At 45.9% G+C, this 22,468-nt stretch carries 20 protein-coding genes and 1 riboswitch; of the genes, 11 read left to right on the top strand and 9 right to left on the bottom strand.

The window, feature by feature from the left end; genetic code table 11:
- Positions 1-87 precede the first annotated feature (87 nt).
- Positions 88-873, top strand: coding sequence for an NlpC/P60 family protein (locus ASG85_RS25245; RefSeq protein ID WP_235550217.1), 786 nt, complete (start codon positions 88-90; stop codon positions 871-873).
- A 59-nt stretch (positions 874-932) separates the two neighbouring features.
- Here ASG85_RS25245 and ASG85_RS25240 read toward each other — a convergent pair whose 3' ends face one another.
- From ASG85_RS25240 to ASG85_RS25220, 5 genes are read right to left on the bottom strand one after another with little or no spacing between them, the layout of a single operon-like run.
- The gene (locus ASG85_RS25240; protein WP_060648074.1) at positions 933-1,865 is read right to left on the bottom strand and encodes a TauD/TfdA dioxygenase family protein; all 933 of its coding nucleotides are present in this window, start codon (positions 1,863-1,865) and stop codon (positions 933-935) included.
- A 26-nt stretch (positions 1,866-1,891) separates the two neighbouring features.
- Complete coding sequence (locus ASG85_RS25235; RefSeq protein WP_057304731.1) at positions 1,892-3,235, bottom strand: LLM class flavin-dependent oxidoreductase; 1,344 nt, start codon at positions 3,233-3,235, stop codon at positions 1,892-1,894.
- Positions 3,236-3,260: 25 nt separating this feature from the next.
- The gene (locus ASG85_RS25230; protein ID WP_057304732.1) at positions 3,261-4,097 is read right to left on the bottom strand and encodes an ABC transporter permease; all 837 of its coding nucleotides are present in this window, start codon (positions 4,095-4,097) and stop codon (positions 3,261-3,263) included.
- Positions 4,090-4,968 (bottom strand): ABC transporter ATP-binding protein, encoded by an 879-nt coding sequence (locus tag ASG85_RS25225; protein ID WP_057304733.1) that lies wholly within the window; start codon positions 4,966-4,968, stop codon positions 4,090-4,092. The genes ASG85_RS25230 and ASG85_RS25225 overlap by 8 nt, the downstream gene beginning before the upstream one ends.
- A 50-nt stretch (positions 4,969-5,018) precedes the next feature.
- Positions 5,019-6,059, bottom strand: coding sequence for an ABC transporter substrate-binding protein (locus ASG85_RS25220; RefSeq protein ID WP_057304734.1), 1,041 nt, complete (start codon positions 6,057-6,059; stop codon positions 5,019-5,021).
- A gap of 218 nt (positions 6,060-6,277) precedes the next feature.
- On the opposite strand from ASG85_RS25220, the gene ASG85_RS25215 reads away from it, so the two are divergent.
- The 7 genes from ASG85_RS25215 to ASG85_RS25185 all read left to right on the top strand — a co-directional run bounded on the left by ASG85_RS25215 (position 6,278) and on the right by ASG85_RS25185 (position 16,658).
- Positions 6,278-7,465: a helix-turn-helix domain-containing protein gene (locus ASG85_RS25215; protein WP_057304735.1), complete on the top strand. Its 1,188-nt coding sequence runs from the start codon at positions 6,278-6,280 to the stop codon at positions 7,463-7,465.
- Between the two features lie 74 nt (positions 7,466-7,539).
- Positions 7,540-9,591, top strand: a complete 2,052-nt coding sequence (locus ASG85_RS25210) for a molybdopterin oxidoreductase family protein (protein WP_057304736.1) — start codon at positions 7,540-7,542, stop codon at positions 9,589-9,591.
- Between the two features lie 47 nt (positions 9,592-9,638).
- Positions 9,639-9,884, top strand: a complete 246-nt coding sequence (locus tag ASG85_RS25205; protein WP_057304737.1) for a hypothetical protein — start codon at positions 9,639-9,641, stop codon at positions 9,882-9,884.
- Positions 9,885-10,314: 430 nt separating this feature from the next.
- Positions 10,315-13,713, top strand: a complete 3,399-nt coding sequence (locus ASG85_RS25200; protein ID WP_057304738.1) for a cadherin-like beta sandwich domain-containing protein — start codon at positions 10,315-10,317, stop codon at positions 13,711-13,713.
- Between the two features lie 124 nt (positions 13,714-13,837).
- A complete protein-coding gene (locus tag ASG85_RS25195; RefSeq protein ID WP_057304739.1) occupies positions 13,838-14,545 on the top strand; it encodes a DNA alkylation repair protein in 708 nt (235 codons plus the stop codon).
- A 144-nt stretch (positions 14,546-14,689) separates the two neighbouring features.
- Positions 14,690-15,934: an ATP-binding protein gene (locus ASG85_RS25190; protein WP_060648073.1), complete on the top strand. Its 1,245-nt coding sequence runs from the start codon at positions 14,690-14,692 to the stop codon at positions 15,932-15,934.
- A gap of 37 nt (positions 15,935-15,971) precedes the next feature.
- Positions 15,972-16,658: a DUF421 domain-containing protein gene (locus ASG85_RS25185; RefSeq protein ID WP_235550216.1), complete on the top strand. Its 687-nt coding sequence runs from the start codon at positions 15,972-15,974 to the stop codon at positions 16,656-16,658.
- 72 nt (positions 16,659-16,730) lie between these two features.
- On the opposite strand, the gene queF is transcribed toward ASG85_RS25185, so the two are convergent.
- The gene (gene queF / locus ASG85_RS25180; RefSeq protein WP_057304741.1) at positions 16,731-17,231 is read right to left on the bottom strand and encodes a preQ(1) synthase; all 501 of its coding nucleotides are present in this window, start codon (positions 17,229-17,231) and stop codon (positions 16,731-16,733) included.
- 11 nt (positions 17,232-17,242) lie between these two features.
- Positions 17,243-17,286, bottom strand: a riboswitch (PreQ1 riboswitch).
- A gap of 239 nt (positions 17,287-17,525) precedes the next feature.
- On the opposite strand from queF, the gene ASG85_RS25175 reads away from it, so the two are divergent.
- Entirely contained in the window at positions 17,526-18,476 is a 951-nt protein-coding gene (locus tag ASG85_RS25175; protein ID WP_060648072.1) for a thymidylate synthase, read from the top strand.
- Between the two features lie 30 nt (positions 18,477-18,506).
- Positions 18,507-18,995, top strand: a complete 489-nt coding sequence (locus ASG85_RS25170; protein WP_060648071.1) for a dihydrofolate reductase — start codon at positions 18,507-18,509, stop codon at positions 18,993-18,995.
- A gap of 60 nt (positions 18,996-19,055) precedes the next feature.
- On the opposite strand, the gene ASG85_RS25165 is transcribed toward ASG85_RS25170, so the two are convergent.
- The 3 genes from ASG85_RS25165 to ASG85_RS25155 all read right to left on the bottom strand — a co-directional run bounded on the left by ASG85_RS25165 (position 19,056) and on the right by ASG85_RS25155 (position 21,292).
- Positions 19,056-19,682 carry a YcnI family protein gene (locus ASG85_RS25165; RefSeq protein WP_060648070.1) on the bottom strand — a complete coding sequence of 209 codons (627 nt, stop codon included), beginning with the start codon at positions 19,680-19,682 and terminating at the stop codon, positions 19,056-19,058.
- A 96-nt stretch (positions 19,683-19,778) separates the two neighbouring features.
- Positions 19,779-20,450 (bottom strand): response regulator, encoded by a 672-nt coding sequence (locus tag ASG85_RS25160; protein WP_057304745.1) that lies wholly within the window; start codon positions 20,448-20,450, stop codon positions 19,779-19,781.
- Positions 20,450-21,292 (bottom strand): sensor histidine kinase, encoded by an 843-nt coding sequence (locus ASG85_RS25155; RefSeq protein WP_321166605.1) that lies wholly within the window; start codon positions 21,290-21,292, stop codon positions 20,450-20,452. Before ASG85_RS25155 ends, ASG85_RS25160 begins: the two co-directional genes overlap by 1 nt.
- 138 nt (positions 21,293-21,430) lie before the next feature.
- On the opposite strand from ASG85_RS25155, the gene ASG85_RS25150 reads away from it, so the two are divergent.
- Positions 21,431-22,456: a HoxN/HupN/NixA family nickel/cobalt transporter gene (locus tag ASG85_RS25150; protein WP_060648069.1), complete on the top strand. Its 1,026-nt coding sequence runs from the start codon at positions 21,431-21,433 to the stop codon at positions 22,454-22,456.
- Positions 22,457-22,468 lie beyond the last annotated feature (12 nt).

Below are 22,468 nucleotides of genomic sequence, written 5' to 3'. Positions count from 1 at the left end.
CAGAGTAGCTGAGACGATGTTTTCATCATGTTTGTTTTTACAAAATTTTGGCATCCTAACAGCATCACTGGACAAGGGGTTTATTGGATGACATTGATGATGCGAAAAATCGTCTTTAGTTTGTTGCTGGCTTGCACTTTTTCTATGCTTAGCGGATGCTCCCAGAAATCAAAAATGGAGCAGCAGGGTATTAAGGAGCATTCGAACCTTGCAATGGAGCGTGAGACCGATAACAGAATGTCGGACTGGAATTTAACGAGCAGTGATTCGGAGCTATATATAGGGGATTTGGGGGTAGAACAGCACTTCACGACAAACCAGGTGAGGAGCATGGCGACGGGAAGTACGAAACAGGCGCTCTTACCTAACGGCTTCCCGTTGATTCAGGCTTTCCCCAATCCCGCTATTGTTCCCAAACAAGGAAGCTATGTAGAGAACGTGATAGATACGGCCATCGGTTATCTGGGGACACCTTATGTGTATGGCTCTGACAGATTGGAGCCTTCTTCGTTTGATTGCTCTGATTTTACGCGTTGGGTGTATTTGTATGCACTCGGGATGGATTTGCCTTGGGATGCCAAAAATCAGGCCGCCTATGTAGATGCCTTGTCTAAACGCAAGTACCGTGATATAAGCAAAGCACGGCGGGGAGATTTATTGTTCTTTACGAGTTTTCGAGGCAATCGGGCAGCGGATTATGCAGGGCTGGATGCTTCACAGAAGCCCATTAGTCATATGGGAATTTATTTAGGTGACGGGAAGATCATTCATTCGGCTTCGAAGAAAACAGGCGGGGTTCGGATCGATCAGATTATTAAAAATCATTTTCATTTGCAGTACCGCTTTATTCTGGGCGGCGGAATATTGGATTAGCTAACAAATGCCCAACTACAAGGCCAAAAACCTAGTAGTTGGGCATTTGTTTATCTCAACTAAGCACTCGTCTTGGTTAACGACTCGGATGGCTGTTTGATTCGTGTTACACTCTGTCGGCCATCGATACTCACCGGAACATCGCCGTCAACGGTGACTCGGCGCACAATCCGATGCTGGTCACCGTAATCGTTGATCGCATAGTGTTGCGTTGCGCGATTGTCCCAGATCACGACATCTCCGGCAGACCAGCGCCAACGTACCGTATTTTCCAGCTTGGTAATATGGCTTTGAAGTAGAGACAATAGTTGGGCAGAATCCGCGGAAGAAAGGCCCAGGATTTTCTTCGCAAAATGGCCAAGCACAAGGGTGCGTTCACCCGTCTCGGGATGCACGCGAACGATCGGATGCTCGGTTTCATACACCGTGGAGGCAAACACTTCCCGATGATGACGTTCTTTCTCGGGAGAGACTTCAGGACGCTGCGCGGCGTAATCGTAGTCATTGCTATGCAGTGCCCATAGCTGGTCCACGAGGGTACGCAGCTCAGAGGGGAGGTGCTCATAAGCTGCAGCCGTATTTGCCCAAACCGTGTCGCCGCCGGAAGCGGGAACTACAACGGCACGAAGTACAGAGGCCTGAGGGTAAGCATCGACGAAGGTCACATCGGTATGCCAAGAATCGGCCCGCCCGCTATGAGCGGAATCAAGCTCAAGAACGTAATCAGTTCCAGTTTTAATTGGCACCGTCGGATGAGCAACAGGGTCACCAAGCAGGCGAGCAAAAGCTTCCTGTCCCGCGTCATCCAGCTGATGCTGATCACGAATGAAAATGACTTTATGCTGCAATAACGCTTCGCGGATCGTCCTAACCGTCTGAGTATCCAGATCAGCGTTAAGGCTCACCCCTTTTATTTCTGCGCCAATTCTGCCTGCAACCGGAAGCACCTCAATGTGACTGGGAGTTACCTTTACTTGTTCATTTGTACTCATACGAATTACCTCCATTTTAATTATATTTATGCGCCTCCAACGGCAGCAGTCGCATACTGATTAGCAGGCCGAGATAAGCCCAAATGTCCCCGCAGGGTAGTTCCTGAATATTCCGTTCGGAACAATCCTCTTCGCTGCAATTCGGGTATGACGAACTGTGCGAATTCTTCCAATCCGGCAGGTAAATAAGGCGGCATCACATTAAAGCCGTCACTGCCTCCGTGTAAGAACCACTCTTCCAGCTGATCAGCTATTTGGATAGGCGTACCAGCAAACGTACGATGACCGCGTCCGCCAGCTAGACGGTGAAGCAGCCCGCGAATGGTTAAATTGTCGCGCTTCGCTAAATCAGCGACCAGCTGGAAGCGGCTTTTATTCCCATTGATGTCGGACAAGCTTGGCAGCTCTGGCAGAGGTCCATCTAACGGATAGGAGAATAAATCAATGTTCAACATATTGGATAACTGATTTAGCCCATATTCCGGAACGGTTAATTCGTTTAATTCCTGCTCTTTTTCTTTGGCTTCCGATTCGGTGCGACCGATGATGGGGCAGATGCCCGGTAAGATTTTCAACTGGTCAGGAGATCGACCATACTTGGCAAGTCTTGATTTTACATCGGAATAAAACTGTTGGGCCTCTACCAGTGTTTGTTGAGCAGTGAATATGGCCTCTGCATACTGAGCGGCGAATTCTTTGCCGGATTCGGAAGAGCCCGCTTGAACAAGCACAGGATATCCCTGCGGAGACCTTGGAATATTCAGAGGTCCGCGCACTTTGAAGGTATCGCCGACATGATTGATTTCCCGGACCTTACTTCGATCTGCGAAGGTGCCCGATTCTCGATCAATGATCAGGGCTTCATCTTCCCAGCTGTCCCATAGACTGGTCGTTACGTCTAAGAATTCTTTGGCCCGTTCATAGCGCTTGCTGTGCTCCAAATGGTCATCTTTGCTGAAATTGCTAGCCTCGAAGGAGCTTCCGGATGTGACAATATTCCAGCCTGCGCGCCCCTTACTTATGTGATCCAACGAGGCAAATTTGCGCGCAACATGAAAGGGTTCGTTATACGTTGTAGAGACGGTGCCGATAAGCCCGATATGATCGGTCACCGACGCTAAGGCAGATAGCAAAGTGAAGGGTTCAAGCCCAACAAACGCGCCATGTTTAATGTTTTGACTGACCGCTAACCCATCCGCCAAGAAGAGGGAGTCGAATTTAGCCTGTTCCGCAATTTGCGCAATCCGTTGAAAATATCGAATATCCGTAATATTCTCCGGCTCTGTGTTCTTGTGTCTCCATGATGCTTCATGATGTCCCGTATTCATGATGAATACATTTAAATGCAGTTGTCTTTTCGCTTTACTCATGATCACTCACGCACCTTTTATTTTTTTATTCACTATAGGTTTGCTTCCAGCCCGTTAATCTCTTCTCCAGCGTAACGAGCAGATAATTAATGATTAAACCAATAACCGAAATAGAGATAATGCCAGCGTACATATTCGTGATTTGAAAGCTGAACTGTGTGTATTGAATTAAGTAACCGAGACCCGACTTCGCACCAACCATCTCAGCGGCAACGAGCACTAGAATAGAGCCGGCTCCAGCCTGCCGAATACCTACAAAGATAGTCGGAGTCGCAGCGGGAATAATCACTTTGCGAAACAAGCTGACTGGCGATAAACCCATGGAACGAGCTGATTTGATCAAAAGTGGATCGACATTTTTGACGCCGCTTATGGTGTTCAGTAGAAGCGGGAACGTGCAGGCATACAGCACGATAGCAATCTTAGAAGTTTCACCAAGTCCGAGTAATAGGATGAAAACCGGAAGTATGGCAAGTGCGGCCGTATTTCGCAATAACTCGAGCAGTGGGTTGAGATATTCCGATACGGGCTTCCACCAACCGATGGCCAGACCAAGAGGGATGCTGATGACGATTGCTAGTGTAAATCCGCCCAAAGAACGCGATAAACTGGCTATCGTATGCTCGATAAGATCTCCCGACAGCAGCAACTGCCACCAAGCAGCCGCAATTTCGGAGATTGGAGGGAAGAACGTTCGATCAACGAGCCCTGCGCGAGGTGCCACTTCCCATACGAAAAGCAAGGCCACGATGACAATCGCATTTTTGAACAGTTTTCTTAGCTTTGCTAAGGACCAACTGACGACATCAAAGCTTTCTTTTTCACGAAGAACTAGGGCTTTCCCCGCATTCACACTAGCCATTCATAATGCCCCCTATTAATTCAGATTTATTGTGCTCAAAGCCATCCAAGCTCTTGGCTATCTCTTGCTCCTGGGCTCTCGTTACTTCGTCTTTAAGCAAATCCCACACCTCATGGCGCAGCTTGACGAAGTCAGGATGAGATCGTAAATCTTCTTCACTTCTTCGTGATTCAAAAGGGATATCAATGACTTTCTTGATTCTCCCTGGACGAGAGGTCATTACAGCGACACGCTGGCCTAAGTAAACCGCTTCTTCAATGCCATGCGTGATGAAAATAATCGTTTTTTTCGTAGCCTCCCAAATACGCAGCAGTTCGCTTTGCAGGGTTTCACGTGTTTGCGCATCCAGCGCAGCGAAGGGTTCATCCATCAGCAGCACTTCGGGATCGTAGGCCAAGCTTCTGGCGATCGCAACCCGCTGCTTCATGCCTCCTGAAATCTCATGGGGATAACGGTTTTCGAAGCCGGCAAGCCCAACCAGATGAATAAACTCTAGGGCAATTTTGCGGCGTTCTTTGCGACCCACCCCTTTGGCTTCGAGGCCAAACTCTACATTCGCCAGCGTCGTCTTCCAAGGGAAAAGCGCATACTGCTGAAACACAATACCGCGATCCAGATTCGGTCCTGTAATGGCCTTGCCATCTAACAAAATCTGCCCGCTGTTTGGCTTTGTTAAGCCCGCAAGTAAGTCTAGCAAGGTTGATTTGCCGCAGCCGCTTGGGCCGACGATAACCATGAATTCGCCCTTCTTCACCTCCAGATTGATATCCTTTAGGGCGGAAATAGGCTGTGAATCCTCTTTCAAATGCCCCAGGTTTCTTTGGATTCGAAACGATTTCTGCACATGCTGAATGCTTATTTTAGCTGTCATTTACAGCACCTCCTTAATGGTTTCGCCAGTGGGACTGGCTTTATAAGCAGTTACTTTTTCTCGTTAACAAAAGGATTGAATTCATTCGTGTACAAATCTTTGACCTTCAATTGCCCTTCTTTGATGACGCCTTCGTTCACAAGCCAATGGATCCAAGTATCGAATTCCTTGTCGGAGATCAAACCGCCTTTACCGGCAACACCGGTGCTTTTCCAAAACTTCACAGTAGAAGTATCTTCTTTTCTGCCTCGTGCGTTAATGATTTTCTCATAACGAGCAACGACTTCATCCCGCGGTGTTGTGCGAGCCCACTCAATCGCTTTGGCGGTTGCTTCAACAAATTTTCGAGAGGCATTCGGATTCGCCTTGATGAATTTATCAGTCAGGACATAACTGCCGGCACTAAAGGTGCCAAACAGATCGATATCCTTAAACAAAGGATGAATGCCGCCGCGCTCCAGCGCTTTGTCACGCAGTACACCGCCTAGTGCAGCTGCATCAATCTGTTCCGCGCGCAGCGTCTGTTCCGTTGTGACCGGCGGTACGACAACAAGCGTTACCTGCTTTATTTCCTCCGTCGTTAAGCCGGCTCTGTGCAGATATTCCTTAATGACGAATTCATGGTGAGCACCTAGTGTATTCACCGCGATTTTTTTGCCAATCAAATCCTTTGCAGACTTGATAGGACTGCCATCTAAAACGTAATATCCCGTCCACGTGTTCTCATCGACACCATAATAAGCAATCACTGGCTTAATAGGAGCTTTGGCAGATATCAATTTCACGATGGCACCATTAAAAGCTCCGCCAAAGTCGGTATCCCCCGTAACGACGGCTTGAATATCTTGAGGACCACTAATCGTGTTACCGATAAATTTCAGTTTCAAAGGGGCAAGGTATCCCAAGTCCTCAGCTAACTCTGGAAAAGTAACGGAGCCAACACCTCCTTGATAGCGAAGCTCAGTTACTTCAGGTGCGCCGCCGCTCGCTGATGCAGTCGCCTCTTTTTTGCCGCAGGCTGTCAATAGTAATGAGGAAGCAAGAAGTAATACGATGCCTGTCATGCAACCTTTTTTAGCGAAATGAGTCATGTTCATATCCCCCTAATGATAATTTGCTTTCGTTGACTTTCTGACCAAGCTATCTCCAATGGCTCGGTTTTAAATTGTATAATTCCTATAGACTTACTATGAATATATTTCTATAATGAAATATAATCTCAGCCCACCCAACTGTCAATGAAATGGAAACACATGAACATGAATGACGATGAATGACCATCTTAACCCCGGCAGGAGGCGCGATGACCATGACCAACCAGCGATTCAACCTCATTTCTTTGCATGATGCGATCGATTTGCTTGGTGTAAGCAGATCCACCTTTGACAGATGGCGTAAATTAAAGCAGCTTCCTTTTGTGAAAATAGGGAAAGAAATCTTAATTGATAAGAATGAGCTAGAGCAGTGGGTTCGTCATCACTCTTTTCGCATACAGAATCCGTCACTTGCCTCGGGCGCACCAACAACCGTTGCTTCTAAGGATCAGCCCACGATTACAGTTGGTTATCAAAGCGGAACGGCCCATATGTGGACAGCGCTCATCATGAAAGAGCTTGGCTGGTTGGAGGAAGAGCTCATCTTAGCGAATCCTAGCCGTCCTGTGCATGTAAAATGGTTGGATGCAGCTAACGGAACGTTGCTGCTGCAGGGATTGATTGGGGGCAGCGTTCAGATTGCTTCCATGGGAGACTATCCGATTGTACTTAGTCAATCACTCAGTCAGACGCTGCCTGCATTTCGTCCTATTCTACTAGCCTTTGACGGCAAAACCTCCGGTGGGCAAGGGATTTCACTTGTTATGCGCAAAGGGCTGGAGATCAACGATATTTCGGAGATCTGCCAGTGGCCGCTTTCATCGGCAGCGCAATCGAGTGCGGGTTATCGTTTATCGAAGCTGCTTCAATCGCTTGGAGGTGATGAGAATCATTTTGAACATAAAGAAATGGATGAATGTATGGCGGGCATCGTGAAGCGGAAGCTTGCCGGAAGTGTCATGTGGGAGCCGTATATTAGCTTGGCTCAATACCACGGCGTAGGTCAGGTGCTTTTTCCAGAGGGAATGGGGGAGAATTATTTAACGGGAATTGTTGCTGATGAGAATTGGGCGCGACATCATGAAGGTGACGCAGTTGCCTACTTAAAAGCACATGTACGGGTCCATGCCTTTATCCGCACTAATCCTTATGCAGCTGCCGAGCTTATTTCCAGGGCCAAAGGAATACCTCCAGAAATTACAGCATGCATAATCGCTAAAGTACGATGGGACGCTGCTTTTTATTCGAAGGATATGAACGCTCTACAGCAGCTATCACTGCCATTATCCAAAGAAGTCTGCTTCAAAGGTGAATATTTGCAACTAGCCATTAAGGCATTAAAGCTGCCCCAACTGAGCTGCGAACCACTGGAAGGGGATTGGGCCGTGGAGCAGTTGTACTAAATGTAAAGAGGCTTTCGCTTCGCTTCATTTCGGTATATAGTAAAAAAGAATTGAAGTGTTGAAAGGAGTGCCAAATGCTTACAACGATGCGTGATGAACAAAATGGTATTTTCCCAGCCGTATGCTCACTGGATTGTCCAGATCAATGCGGCCTGCTGCTTCATAAAGAAGCTGGAAAGATCGTTAAAATAGAGGGAGACCCGAATCACCCGGTAACACAAGGGGCTATTTGCAATAAAGTACGCAACATGACGGCTCGTATATATGATGATAAAAGGCTGCAGTATCCCATGAAGCGCGTGGGGCCTAAGGGTGAAGGCAGCCAGTTTGAAAGAATTACCTGGGAAGAAGCAATCGAAACCATTACTAGTCGCTGGAAGCAGCTAATCGCAGATGAGGGAGCCGAGTCTATTCTGCCTTATAGCTTCTATGGCAACATGGGACGGATTGGGACGGAAGGGATGGATCGCCGCTTTTTCAATCGGATGGGAGCAAGCCGACTGCTTTATTCCATCTGCGAATCAGCAGGCACAGAAGGCTACAAGTATACGATGGGAGGCAGCTTCGGGACGGATCCTGAGGATACGGTTCATGCCAAGCTGATCATCATGTGGGGCATTAATGCGGTCAGCACGAATATGCATCAGGTTATGTTGGCTGAAAAAGCCCGTAAGAATGGCGCGCAAATCATCGTGATTGACGCTCATAAGAACCAAACAGGCCGCTGGGCGGACTGGTTTATTCCGATTTTGCCAGGAACAGACGCTGCGCTTGCTCTTGGAATCATGCATATCTTGTTCGCTGAGAATTTAGTAGATGAAGCGTTTATGCAGCAATATACCGCTGGGCATGAGGAGCTAAGGGAACATGTGCGTCAATATGAACCTTCTGTGGTATCTACAATAACGGGCGTACCTGTCAATGACCTCTATCGATTAGCTCGCTTATACGGTCAGACTTCACCATCTTTCATTCGGATTGGAAACGGCATTCAGCACCATGATAACGGCGGTATGTGTGTGCGGACCATAGCCTGCTTGCCGGCGTTAACGGGACAGTGGCTGCATAAAGGCGGCGGCGCGATTAAAGGTAATGGCAGTTACTTGGAGCACAATATTCCAGCTTTACAGCGACCTGACTTGCGGAAGAAGGAAGCTCGGCAAATCAATATGAATTTACTCGGGAACGCCTTGCTGGAGCTTGATCCGCCTATTCGATCGCTTTATGTGTACAATTCCAATCCGGCGTTAGTTGCTCCTCATGCGAATAAGGTGAGAGAGGGACTTCAACGGGAGGACCTGTTTACCGTTGTTCATGACCTGTTTCTGACCGAAACAGCGAAGTTCGCGGATATTGTGCTTCCAGCAACGTCCTCATTTGAAAACACGGACTTTTACCGCTCCTATTGGCATCAATATGTGCACCTTCAGCTTCCCGTCATGGCTCCTCATGGGGAAAGCAAAGCGAATGTGGATGTGTTTCGTTTGTTGGCGGCGGAGATGGGCTATGAGGATGAAGCTTTGAGGGATACCGATGAAGCTTTGATTCGCCAGGCTTTGGATCATCCCGGGAACCCAGCTCTGAATAACATATCGTATGAAACATTACTCGAAAAACAGTTTATCAAGGCAGATGTTAAGCCGTTATTCCCTGGGGAATTAAAGACACCGAGCGGGAAGATCGAACTGTATTCTCATGAGATGGAGAGTAAAGGCTTTCCGCCACTTCCGACATATAAGCCACTAGTGGATGAGGGTGACCTGCCATTCTTGTTCGTTCCAGCACCGAATCATAACTTCCTGAATTCGACTTTTGCGCATAATGAGAAGCATATTCGAATGGAGAAAACGCCTAAGCTTCATATGAATGAGGCGGATGCGTCCGCATTAGGCTTGGTCAGTGGTGATGTTGCCCGTGTTTGGAATGATCGCGGAGAGTGCGAATTAATCGTAGCGGCTGGCACGGATGTGCTCCCGGGCGTGGTTGTGAGCCAAGGACTTTGGGCGGATTTGCCGGGGAACAAAGCGTTGGTTAACGCGCTTACGCCAGACCGAGTAGCCGATATGGGCGGCGGCGCTACATTCTTCTCGGGCCGTGTGCGAGTGCAGAAGCGTGAAGTAAACTGAACCCTTGGGCGCCTCGCCGCATAAGGTAATTCAGGAGGTGATGGCCTATGTCATTACAGCATAAAGCCTATGCTTGGATCGGAAGCCCAGTAGGTGTATCCCTAATGGACGGCACCGGTGCTTCTGGTATTCTGTGCAGCATTCAAGGTGGGTCTATTTATATAATTGAATATTTATACCACACCCAATTTGCTACCAAACATTATGCCTTCAATCAAATACGAGATATTCTCCCTTTCCCGCAATGCCCTCAGCCTCAACCGCCTGTGTACCAACCGAAACCTATCTATTAGTTTAAAAAGAAGGTTAGTTAATAAAGATTCCGAATGCCGATCCTCGTGGATCGGTTTTTGCTTTTTGCCGCCTAGGTAAATCTGTCGTTTGAGTTGCTCGATAACTCAGCCCGCTGTTCCATAATTGTCCAATTAGGTAACACGCAGAGGATTATATAAACTTGAGATATTAACTAGAGTAGTTAGCTTGATGTACTATCTATGAGCTTCGGCTCGCGGAATACTCTCTGAAAGCGCGTTTTTCGTGCTTATTTGTTCGAGGCTGCACGAGGCTTACCGCCATGTCAGCCAAATCCCAATAATACCCCTCTAAGACCTAAATAAATGACAATAAAATTAGATTGAAAGAGAGTATGATGAGGGTCAAAAGTGATTTGTATACGCTTACATATGTGTCCAAACTATTAAACAGAATAAGGAGCTTGTTGACATGAAAATTCATCTCATTCAAAGAAAGCTAGCCATGATGTTAATGATTTCAATGGTATTCTCATTACTCCTCATCCCTTCGCCAGGAAAGGCGACTGATGTTGAGGTGGATGTAGCTGCCCTGCTGCCTACAGCAGATGCGGCTATCGCTATGGACACTACGAATGCAGCAATTGCCAATACCAACTTTGATACCAAAACGAGCTCAACAACTGGTATATACAACATTTTGTCCAGCAACACAGTCAAAAGACAGGCCTACTATAAATTTAACGTGGCTGCGGTTTCGGACAGCGCATACAAGTATTATTTGCAGATATCCGCAAAACGGGGGAGCGGTGCAAATGACGTGGACACCGCCTTACAGGTGTTCGCTCAAAACGATATTACATGGCAGGAAGCAGCAATTACTTGGAATACAGCGCCCCAAACGGATTTGGCTCAATTAGCTCAACTCGGGCAGATTACGGTCACTCAGCCAAATACCATATCTAAGCCGGCTCTATATACGGTAGACGTGACTGATTATGTAAGACAGCATTTATCAGATGGCGCAGTGTCCTTTGTTGTCGGTGATTCACTAGGCTTAGGCAGATCGGTTAATGTGTATTCCAAAGAAACGACGGCATCCAATCCTAAGCCGCAGTTGGTGGTGAAACGAGTGGTTCAAGGCGATAATACACCGCCTACTTGGCCATCCAACGCTGTCTTAAAGTCAAGCAATCTGGGAACGAACTTTGTCCAATTAACCTGGCCAGCAGCTTCAGATGATACTTTAGTAACCAATTACTTGGTCTATCAAAATGACTCCGTTCTTTCTACCGTTTATGGCAGTACATATTATAACGTCGAAGGATTAACACCAAATACGAGTTATACCTATAAAATCATCGCCGGAGACGCGGCTGGGAACTATTCCTCAACCCCTTTGACTTATAGCGCGACAACGTTAACTTCACCTGTTACTCCCTTGCAGGTTGTAGAAGTTAATGCTAGCAGCAGCGATGGAAATGTAGAGAGCAATACACTGGATAACAATTTATACAGCCGTTGGTCAGCTTCTGGCGATGGTCAATATGTCATGTTTGACTTAGGGCAAACGAAGAGTATCGGGTACGTGGGCATAGCTTTTTATAAAGGAGATCAACGTGCTACCCTTATCGATATTCAAACCTCAAACGACGCTACAACATGGACGAGTGTATTTAGTGGCAGCAGCAGCGCGAGTACGGTTAATATGCAGGCATTTGATTTCCCAGATACCAATGCTCGCTTCCTAAGAGTAGTAGGACACGGTAACTCGGATGGCAGTACTTTTACCAGCTTAACGGAAGTGATGATTTATGCACCTTTTTTATCCGGAGATACACCGGTTGCTATTGTTCCGAATATTACACCAACGGCTCCCCCAGGGACAGTTCCTTTCACGAAGGCTGGCTTGACGAAACCCGATGGTTCCGATCACCCCATGCATGTACCTAATGCTGTAACGGGAAATACGATTAATGTGGTAGATTATGGCGCTGACCCAGCGGATAATGAACAAGATGACCGTGTAGCTATTCAAAATGCGATCAATGCTGCCGCTTTCGGCGATGAAGTCTTTTTACCGAATGGTGTGTATAACTTGAAAACATCGCCTGACGGGTTTATTAACATAAAACTCAAATCTGGCGTGAACGTAAGAGGAGAAAGCCAAACAGGCACTCTTCTGAAATCAAGTATTGACGATGTCAAGAATAGTTCAGTCTTGAAATCATCCAATCAACACGATATAGTCGTATCGAACCTGACAGTGACTTCAACTTGGAATCGTACATTTTCCTTAGAGCATACAACGAATAATCCAGAGGCCGGGGGACCCGACAGCATGATTGCCATAGCGAACTATGGCGAGAATCCGTCCTATAACGTGACCATCGATCAGGTTACTGTTGAACGATTTAGACGAATGGCGATTCGGATTGAGAACAGCCATGATGTCGTAGTTCGCGGCAGTACATTCCGCAATGCAACCGATCTCGGTGGCGGCGGAGCAGGCTATGGAACATCGATCCAAGGAATCCCTAAGGTTGATAGGCTCGGTTTTGATAATGATACGTATTGGAATGTGGTGGAAAATTCTACGTTTGAAGGGCCGTATTTGCGTCATGGTTCCCTCATCCAAAATGTAGCGCACAATAACGTTCTGAGAAATAATCACTATACCAATACCAAATTGGATGCTATAGATCTTCATGGTGAGCTGGAATATTTGAACGAAGTTCACGGTAATACGATTGAAAACATATTTACCGGCGGTGGCATAGGGCTTGGAAACACAGGCGGTACGGCGCCAAGCAACCACAGTAAAACGGGTCCAAATAACTACATTCATGACAATGTCATTCAAAACTCACGCGAAGGCATAGTCGTTTCGATGGGTACTCCGGATACGTTGATCGAGCACAACACGATAGAAAACACGACAACAGTCAATAACGGCGTTGGGATCAATATTTTAAACGGACCAGGTACTCGGATTATCAATAATCTTATTCGTAATAATACAGCGGACAATTACTGGGGAATTCTGCTCGAACACGACAATGGTGACCAAAATGCCAATAGTGTGGGACAGGGAGATCCTCAAAACGTACAAATTACAGGGAATACGCTAACAGGAAATACGAATGGGATTCAGCTGCAGGCAGGCTTAAATATTACGGTCAGTAAGAATTTCTTGAACAATATCGGGACCAATTATGAAAAGGCAGCTGGTGTAACAGCTACGGAAATATGGCCTTCGACGGACAACTCCTTAAGCGCATTGAATATCAATGCAGGTACATTAAGTCCTACATTTGATGAAGCTGTAACCGAATATACGTCCAGTGTGCCTAATGAGATAGCTCACATTAGCATCCATCCAACGGCAGCAGACAGTCAAGCAAAGATATCGGTGAACGGGGCATTCGTCGTTAGCGGAGAGGCTTCCAGTGACATTCAGCTAAATGTAGGCGAGAATAGGATCGACATTGTTGTTACGGCCGAAGATCATTCTACAAAGACATATCAGCTGACAGTAACTCGGCTGTTATCAAACAATGCGAATCTAAGCAGCTTGACGATTAGTGCGGGAACATTAAGTCCGGGATTCGAAGCGAATGTAACAGCATACACGGCTTTGGTGTCAAATGGAACCAGTAAGATCTCCATCACGCCAACTGTTGCAGATAGCCGGGCAATGGTAACGATAAACGGAGCATTAATTGTAAATGGAGCAGCATCTGACGTTATTCACTTGAAAAAAGGTGAGAACGCGATTGAGATTCAGGTGACAGCTGAGGATAACTCCACTAAAACATACAGGCTCATTGTGATGAGAGGCAGCGAAAAGGATAAAGACAAGGACAAATAACAAACGTAAAAGAGTCGGCGAGGTTTTCCTCTCGACTCTTTTACGTTTGCAAAGGCCAAAGAATTTCGCATGAAGACCTGCCCTATGATACAATACGGAAAAATGAATGTTGAGTGGTGAATCTATGACATTTGAAGAGGTAATGAATAACCTAGAGGAGCTCGGAAGCGAGCAAACGAAGAAAACGTTTCTTCGGCATGGCGCGCAGGAGCCTTTTTTCGGAGTAAAAGTAGGCGATCTGAAGAAGCTGGTCAAATTGATCAAAAAAGACCGTGAGCTAGCCCTCGCTCTGTATGATTCAGGCAATACGGATGCGATGTATTTGGCCGGACTCTCCATTGATCCAAAAACAATGACGAAGCAAGAACTACAGAATTGGGCGAAGCAAGCCTATTGGTATATGCTCAGTGAATATACGGTAGCGGGCGTTGCGGCAGAAAGCAGCAGCGCGCTTGAATTGGCACGGGAGTGGCTGCAGTCACCTGATGAACGAATAGCCACATGCGGATGGAGCACTTATGCCAATTATATTAGCATCACACCAGATGAAAAGCTTGATCTTCAGGAAATTGCCCAGCTGTTGGAGCAAGTGAGAACAACGATTCATGCGGAAAGAAATCGCGTTAGATATACAATGAACACCTTCGTTATTACGGTGGGTGCGTATTGTTTTCCACTATTTGAAGCTGCGACGGAAGTAGCTAGTGAGATTGGCAAGGTTCATGTCGACGTCGGTCAAACGGCTTGTAAAGTACCGCTCGCGACGGAATATATTCATAAAGTGGAATCGATGGGCCGAGTAGGAACGAAGAAAAAGACGTGTATTTGTTAAAAAGTTAAGGCTATGACTGAATGGCAGTGTAAGATGCTGCTTCAGTTGCAGCCTTTTTTAACATATTTCCCTGTTAGAAAAAGGATAACGCTTACCCTTGCAGAAACATTTGAAGTGTGGAAAGAAGGGAGCGCAGTGTAAGCTATGTTAATAGAAAAATTATTTTTGAACATCCTTATCGTCCTTGCTCCTGTATTATTACAAAGTGTCTTTGGAGATCGATGGCGCAATGATCAGTCACCGATTGTGATGGGCTTACTTTATGGCACAGCCTCTTCACTTTGCTTATTATTTTCTTATTATGAACTTGATTTGTACTGGGACTTACGTTATGTTCCCCTTGTCATTTCAAGCATCTATTGGGGACCTTTAGCAGGTATTGTTAATTATATGATGATATTGCTGATGCGTACGTATCTTGGTGGAGATGCGCTTATATTTGGGTACATCAGTATAACACTGAGTTTCATTATCCCTTTTATAGCTTCTTTCAAAATCAAAGAATTAACAGGAAGCTCACGAATAAAGGTAGCTATATTGGTTTCGTTAAGTCCATTACTGGTTATGCTGCTCATTTTATTGAGCTATGTTTCTCTTTACAAAGGTTTTGAATCGTTTGATCTTGCTACTATTCCTGCTATGATCTCTTTTGGCATACTCCTAGTTCTAGGAACCTGGTTATCATCCATGCTGCAAGAAATACATGAAGAGCGATTTAAAATGAAAGTTCAAATTCAAAAAGCTGAAAAAATGAAAACGCTTGGCGAGTTAGCTGCATCCATCGCACATGAGGTTCGTAACCCTTTAACTGTTGTTCAAGGGTTTCTGCAGCTTATGCGCCCGAACGAGCAAGGGAAGAATCAACAATACCTGAATATTGCCATGGAAGAGCTTGCTAGAGCAGAATCGATTATTAATGATTACTTAAATTTTTCCAAGCCGAAACTAACCAAATTAGAATCTTTTTCATTTTCTGACGTATTAAACAACATTATTGTGCTTCTAACGCCAATGGCGATGAAGAATGGTGTTGAGATTACTGTCAATCTTGAGGACAATATTTATATCTTTTCGGATCGTGGACAATTGCAGCAGGCCTTGGTGAATGTGATTAAAAATGCCATTGAAGCGACGCCTGCGGGCGGAGAGGTACAAGTAAGCTTGAAAAAATTGGTTGGCCGAGCCGAAATCAAGGTTATTGATAATGGTAAGGGAATGACGAAGGATCAGCTCTCTCGTATCGGTAATTTGTTCTATTCAACGAAAGATGTTGGAACGGGGTTAGGGACCGCGGTTAGCATTCGGATTATAGAAACGATGAATGGGGAAATGAACTACGAAAGTGAAGAAGGTGTCGGTACGACTGTCACAATCACTTTGCCTTTGTAAGGGTCATACCATTTTAAGTGACAGTTCTGGGAGTGATATGTTGGAAATTACCATGTATGTAAGCATAGCCGTAAAGTTAGCTGTTGCTTTGGTTGGATTGCTGATCATGACACGACTTCTGGGAAAGAAAGAGATTTCTCAGCTTACGGCTTTTGATTTTGTCTCCTCCTTAATGCTCAGTGAGTTAGTTGGAAATACGATTTATGATGACAATGTTCATCTCAGCCATCTCGTTTTCGCGCTTGTGATCTGGACACTGCTTGCACTTGGCCTCGAGAAATTTATATGGGTTGTCCCTTGGATTTCACGATATGCATCGGGAACACCAGATTTACTGATCCGTGATGGGGTTATCGACTTCAAGGCGATGAAGCGTAACAATATGGACTTTGCTCAACTAAGTATGCTCCTGCGGGAAAATGATGTGTTCTCTATGAGGGAAGTTGCTTATGCGTTGTTTGAGACGAATGGCAGCATTAGCGTTCTACGTCAAAAGGATCCGGGAAACCAGAATGATGGTGAGGCAGATTCGCCTAAGAAAAGGGTCTGCCTGCCGGAGAGTATTATTGAGAATGGAAGTATCAATGAAGCAGCACTACAGCGTCTCGGCCGTGATCAGGAATGGCTGAAGCAGCTTCTGCAGCTGAGTGGAATCAGCCATCACGAACGGGTTCTTTTTGCCGAATGGTCCGATTCAAACGGACTTTTCTATCAGCTTAAATAGCTTAGCAAAAAAAGCCTAGCCAACCCTTAATACCTAAGGGACTGACTAAGCTTCATATTTATAATCTGCCAATTAGCGATTATCAATTTTTTCCGGATAGAGGTCATGGTTCATCAATCGATGTTCAGCCATCGCTTCGAACTTCGTGCCGGGTTGACCCCAATTGCAGTAAGGATCGATAGAAATGCCGCCGCGCGGGGTGAATTTGCCCCAAACCTCGATATAACGAGGCGCCATCAGCTCGATCAAATCATTCATAATAATATTGACGCAGTCCTCGTGGAAATCACCATGATTCCGGAAGCTGAACAGGTACAGCTTAAGCGATTTGCTCTCCACCATTTTAATATTCGGAATATAGGAGATGTAGAGTGTAGCAAAATCGGGCTGTCCAGTTACGGGACACAAGCTCGTGAATTCAGGGAAATTAAACTTAACAAAGTAATCTCTGTTCTGGTGCTTGTTATCGAATGCTTCTAATAAAGTGGGATCATAGTTGAACACATATTTGGTTCCTTGATTGCCTAATAAGGTAATCTCTTTCAAATCTTCATTGCTTCTACCTGCTGACATGGGTGGTTCCTCATTTCATAGTTTTTTAGAGAGGGAGTTTGCGAACCTCTTGTATTTTTCATTAGAAATGTACCATATACGCACGCAAAATGCATCCTCGTCGCTAATGGAATTTCGTGGAGAGGGCCGGTTTTTCAACACTAAAGTCTCAAATTGATCCTGATTGTAGATACCACAGAATGGACAAGATTACAAAGTTCACTCTCGGCTGAGCAGTTTCAAACTTAGGATTGTACGTGTACTTACATACGGTTAAAATAGATAAATACATGTGTAACATAGAGATGGAGGTTCATAAGCTTGAAAGCCTATCAAGAACTATTACAAGATATTCTTACTAATGGTACGAAAAAGGAAGATAGAACGGGGACAGGGACAATTTCAGTATTTGGCAGACAGATGCGCTTCGATCTAGCAGAAGGATTTCCTTTGGTGACGACAAAAAGGGTACCTTTTCGCTTAATCGCTAGTGAAATGTTGTGGTTTATTAAAGGCGACACGAATATTCGTTATCTGTTACAACATAATAACCACATATGGAATGAATGGGCTTTTAAGAAATGGGTGGAGAGCGCGGATTATTCGGGACCGGATATGAGTAATTTCGGGTTACGCTCACAGCAAGACGAGACCTTCAAGCTTCAATACGATGAGCAAATGGATGAGTTTGTGAAAAAGGTGCTCGAGGATGATGAGTTTGCTAAGCAATACGGTGAGCTGGGGGATGTCTACGGCAAACAATGGAGGGATTGGACGACAACGCAGGGAGGTACGATTGATCAGCTGAAAGAGGTTATTCATATGATCAAAACGAACCCTGATTCCCGCCGTCTCATCGTATCTGCATGGAATCCGGAGGACGTACCCAGCATGGCGCTTCCGCCTTGTCACACCATGTTCCAGTTTTATGTGGCAGAGGGCAAGCTGTCCTGCCAATTATATCAACGCAGCGCAGATACGTTCCTCGGCGTCCCTTTCAATATCGCTGGCTACGCATTGTTGACGCATCTTATTGCCCATGAATGCGGGTTAGGCGTCGGTGAGTTCGTCCATACGATCGGAGATGCCCATATTTACACGAATCATGTGGATCAAATTCAAACCCTGCTCAGCCGCGAGCCGCGAGAACTGCCAACGCTCAAGCTGAACAAGGAGGTCGCTTCTGTATTTGATTTCGACGTTAGTGACATTGAAATGCTGGATTACAATCCGCATCCAACGATTAAAGCACCTGTAGCAGTATAAATAACATGTGACGAAGGGAGGGGCTCCTGCATGAGTATTTCATTTATTTTTGCAATGGATCGCAACCGAGCCATCGGTGTGAATAACACACTTCCTTGGCATTTACCAGGGGATCTGAAGTTTTTCAAAACCGTGACGATGGGTCATCCTATTCTTATGGGGCGGAAGACGTATGAGTCCATTGGCAAGCCGTTACCAGGCAGACGCAACATCATTCTTACTCAAAATCCACAGTTCCATGCAGAGGGCTGTGAAGTCATACACTCCGTGCAAGAAGCGGTGGACGGCTTCCGTGATCAGGAACTGTTCGTCATCGGCGGAGCGGAAATCTTCCGACTGTTTACTTCTGTCGTGGACCGCATGTACATTACGCACATCGAGCATGAGTTTGAAGCGGATACGTTTATGACCGAACTAGACTTGTCCGAATGGACGTTGGTATCCAGTGAACAAGGCGAAAGGAACGAGAAAAATCCTTACGAGTATTACTTCCGAATCTACCAAAGAAAACAAGTTTAAGGATATAAATAAAGGCCCTGAGTTATCTGTTGTGTTCACAGAGAGCTCAAGGCCTTTTTATTATTTACGCTTTTTTGTGAGCGACACGATCAGGGATAAAGCTCCAAGTACGACCGCAGCAATGGAGAGGTAGAGGGAAGTGTTGGATGATGTGCCACTCGCTGCAGCACTGCCAGCCATTACCTGTCCGTGGCTATCTGTCGTTGCACCGCCTGCAGCTTTGGCTTTAACCGTCGTTACAGAAGCAGGCTTGTCAGATCCATTAGCGCCGACCCATTCAACTACGCTGCCATCTTTATAGGTTTGATAGGCTTTCCAGACGATCTCGGTAGCAGCGTCCGCTACCTTGCCTTGCATATTGAATTCACCGAATTCCGTACTAGCAAGTCCATCTCCGGTTGCTTTCCAAGTAACACCTGTAATTTTACCAGCGGTATCTTTGGCTAGCTCGTAGGTCCAACCTGCTTTGGGCTCGAAGCGAGAAACCGCTACAGCATCCATAGGGAATTTCACTTCTACTTTCACAGTAGGAATGTCTTTCTCTGAAGGCACACGTACCGTAAATTTCTCGTAGCTGCCTTGTGTGGATTCTTTCGGATATACAGTAACGTGGGCGCTGGCGATACCCGCGAGAAGCATAGAGCCAATTAACATAATACTTGCATTTAACATGAGTTTTTTAAACATATAACGTGTTCCCCCTTCAAGTTAACTCTTATCATGTTGTCCATATTACCTGATCGACAAGCATAAGAGTATGACTCGACTGGGCTATTTTTTCGACTAGTTTTGTCCTTTTCGTGTCAATCCGTGCTTAATGGCGAATGCGGTGAGCTGGACACGATTCTCGAGTCCAAGCTTTACCAATATATTTTTCATGTGATTTTTAACCGTATGTTCGGAAATCAGCAGCTTTTCAGCGATCTGCCGGTTGTTATCCCCTAAGGCAACATAGGCGGTGATTTCCTGTTCACGAGAGGTCAACATGCTCGGTGTCGGGCCTTCCGTATGCGTACCCATGGGTGCGCGGAACCTTTGGAAAAGCTTATCCGCCATCCCCCTGGCCGCTTCAGAATTATCGTCGAGCAGCGCGCGTAGGTAAGTGAGCCATTCGTCAGGGTCCATGTTTTTTAACAAATAGCCTTGTGCTCCGAATTGCAGCGCAGTAAAGAGGTCGGCTACATCGTCGGAAACGGTGAGCATGACGATACGTATAGCCCCGTATGCTTGCTTAATGCGCCGCGTTGCTTCAAGTCCATCCATAGGGGACATATGTATATCCATCAAAACAACATCTGGCGCGACTTCTCCGCAAAGCAGGATAGCTTCTTCGCCACTATTCGCTTCTCCCACAATATAGAAGTCGGAGACAGGCTCCAGCATGCTGCGAATCGCTTTCCTTGCCAGCGGATGATCGTCTACGATGAGAACTCGGAACGGCTGATTGCTCAGCATTAGATCTTCCTCCTATCTGCTTGTACCAAAAGTGTAGTTCCTGTTGCCATCTCGTCAGGTTCTTTCATCTTAAACTCAAAAGATGCACCTAACTCAGCAGCACGCTTCTGCATCAATTCAATGCCATAGGTCTTCCCCTTTGATGCACCGGGATGCAACCCATCTCCGTTATCAGTAATCTGTAGTCGCCATGCCTCAGGTTGAGCTTCCAAAACAATTGAAGTTTGCGTTGCCATGGAATGCTTGCGTATATTGGTGAACGCTTCTTGTATAATGCCGAAGAGCTGAACTTCTTCTCCAGAAGAGAAGCTGTTCTCTTCCACAGTTAACTTCTCATGAAGCTCAATACCCGTCACCAATAGCCAATTCTCCAGAAATTTATGGATGCGCTGCTGGAAGTTAGCTCCTTCCTCCGGCGGTGTTCTTAGATTAAAAATGGCTTGTCGCAGCGAGTTATCGATTTCTGAAACCGCTGCTTTGGCTTCTTCTAAATCTCCTTGCTTCAACTTCACATTGAGGAAGAAAAGGGTTTGAGCCAAGTCATCATGCAGCTCTCTGGCCAAACGCTCGCGTTCTTCATACACGGCTCTGCGGGCTTCACCGATTGTCACTTTCTCATTGCTGCGCTCAATACTTTGGAACATCCACGAAGCGAAGAGATAGGAAAGCAGCAGTGTAATGATGGTAATCGTGAAATTACCAGCTTCCATGGTTAAATAATTAAGTAAAAATTCATGACGAATATACTCAAAGCCGCCGATGATGAAAACAGGCACTAGAATCGTAAAAAGCTTGAAAATACGAAGAGACATAGGGCAGATCCATTCCTTTCCGTCGTCCATCTTTGGAACGGTTCCTATTATATCAGATATGTGTTAGATTTCTTTACAAAAAAATGAGGTGGGTACTTCTCAAGTCATGCACACGTGTGCTACATTATTATTAAATCGTAACACGAATTGAAAGGCAGGGTGTCAAAGATGTGGAAATCAATTCTACAGCAGAGAAGAAGCTGGGCTGGATACGTTGGTGTGATTGTCATCCTACATATATTTGGGCTTATCGGATTATATAGTGTAGCGAAAATGACGCCTGCCTTTTGGGGGATTGGGCTCCTTGCCTACACATTAGGGATGCGGCATGCTTTCGACGTTGACCATATTGCGGCGATCGACAATACCGTACGCAAGCTCGTTCAGCAGAAGAAGAACCCATTAGGCGTTGGTTTCTACTTCTCATTGGGGCACTCTTCCGTCGTCTTCATCATGGCTATTGTGACTGCATTCTCCGTACAATGGGCAGAACGTGAGCTTCCTTGGATGCAGCGTTTTGGCGGTGTTATCGGCGCTTCGGTTTCCGGTCTGTTTCTTGTCATTATTGGCATTTTAAATTTACTCATTCTTATCAATCTATATAAAATGTTCTTGAAATTTCGCGGCGGCACGAATGATGATAAAGAGTTCGAGGAGCTTCTAGAGTCCCGTGGATTCATTGCTCGAATGATCAAACCACTTTTCTCTTTCATAGGCAAAAGCTGGCATGTATACCCGTTAGGTTTTCTCTTTGGATTAGGTTTTGATACGGCGAGCGAAATCGCGCTGCTAGCGATCTCAGCCCATGCGGCGAAGGAGGCTATCCCTTTCATTGGCGTCATTTCACTTCCGCTGCTGTTCGCGGCAGGGATGAGCCTCTTCGATACAGCCGACGGGATGTTCATGACCAAAGCATACAAATGGGCATTTCATACACCGGTACGTAAGCTTTATTACAATTTAACAGTGACCGCATTGGCCGTCATTGCTGCTTTAATTATTGGCGTGATCGAGCTAGGTCAAGTTCTCTCCGAAGAATTCAGCTTGGAAGGGATCTTCTGGACGTGGCTGCAGGATATTGATTTCGGGACTTTAGGGTATATCTTAGTTGCTCTGTTCGTGGTGGCGTGGGCGATTTCCATTGCGGTTTGGAAAGGGATGAAGATAGAAGAACGCTGGCGTGCCAAAGTATAAATCATCGTGATA

Origin of the sequence: Paenibacillus sp. Soil724D2, assembly GCF_001427935.1 — a bacterium.
Lineage (GTDB): Bacteria > Bacillota > Bacilli > Paenibacillales > NBRC-103111 > Paenibacillus_E.
This window is presented reverse-complemented; position numbering and strand designations above follow the sequence as displayed.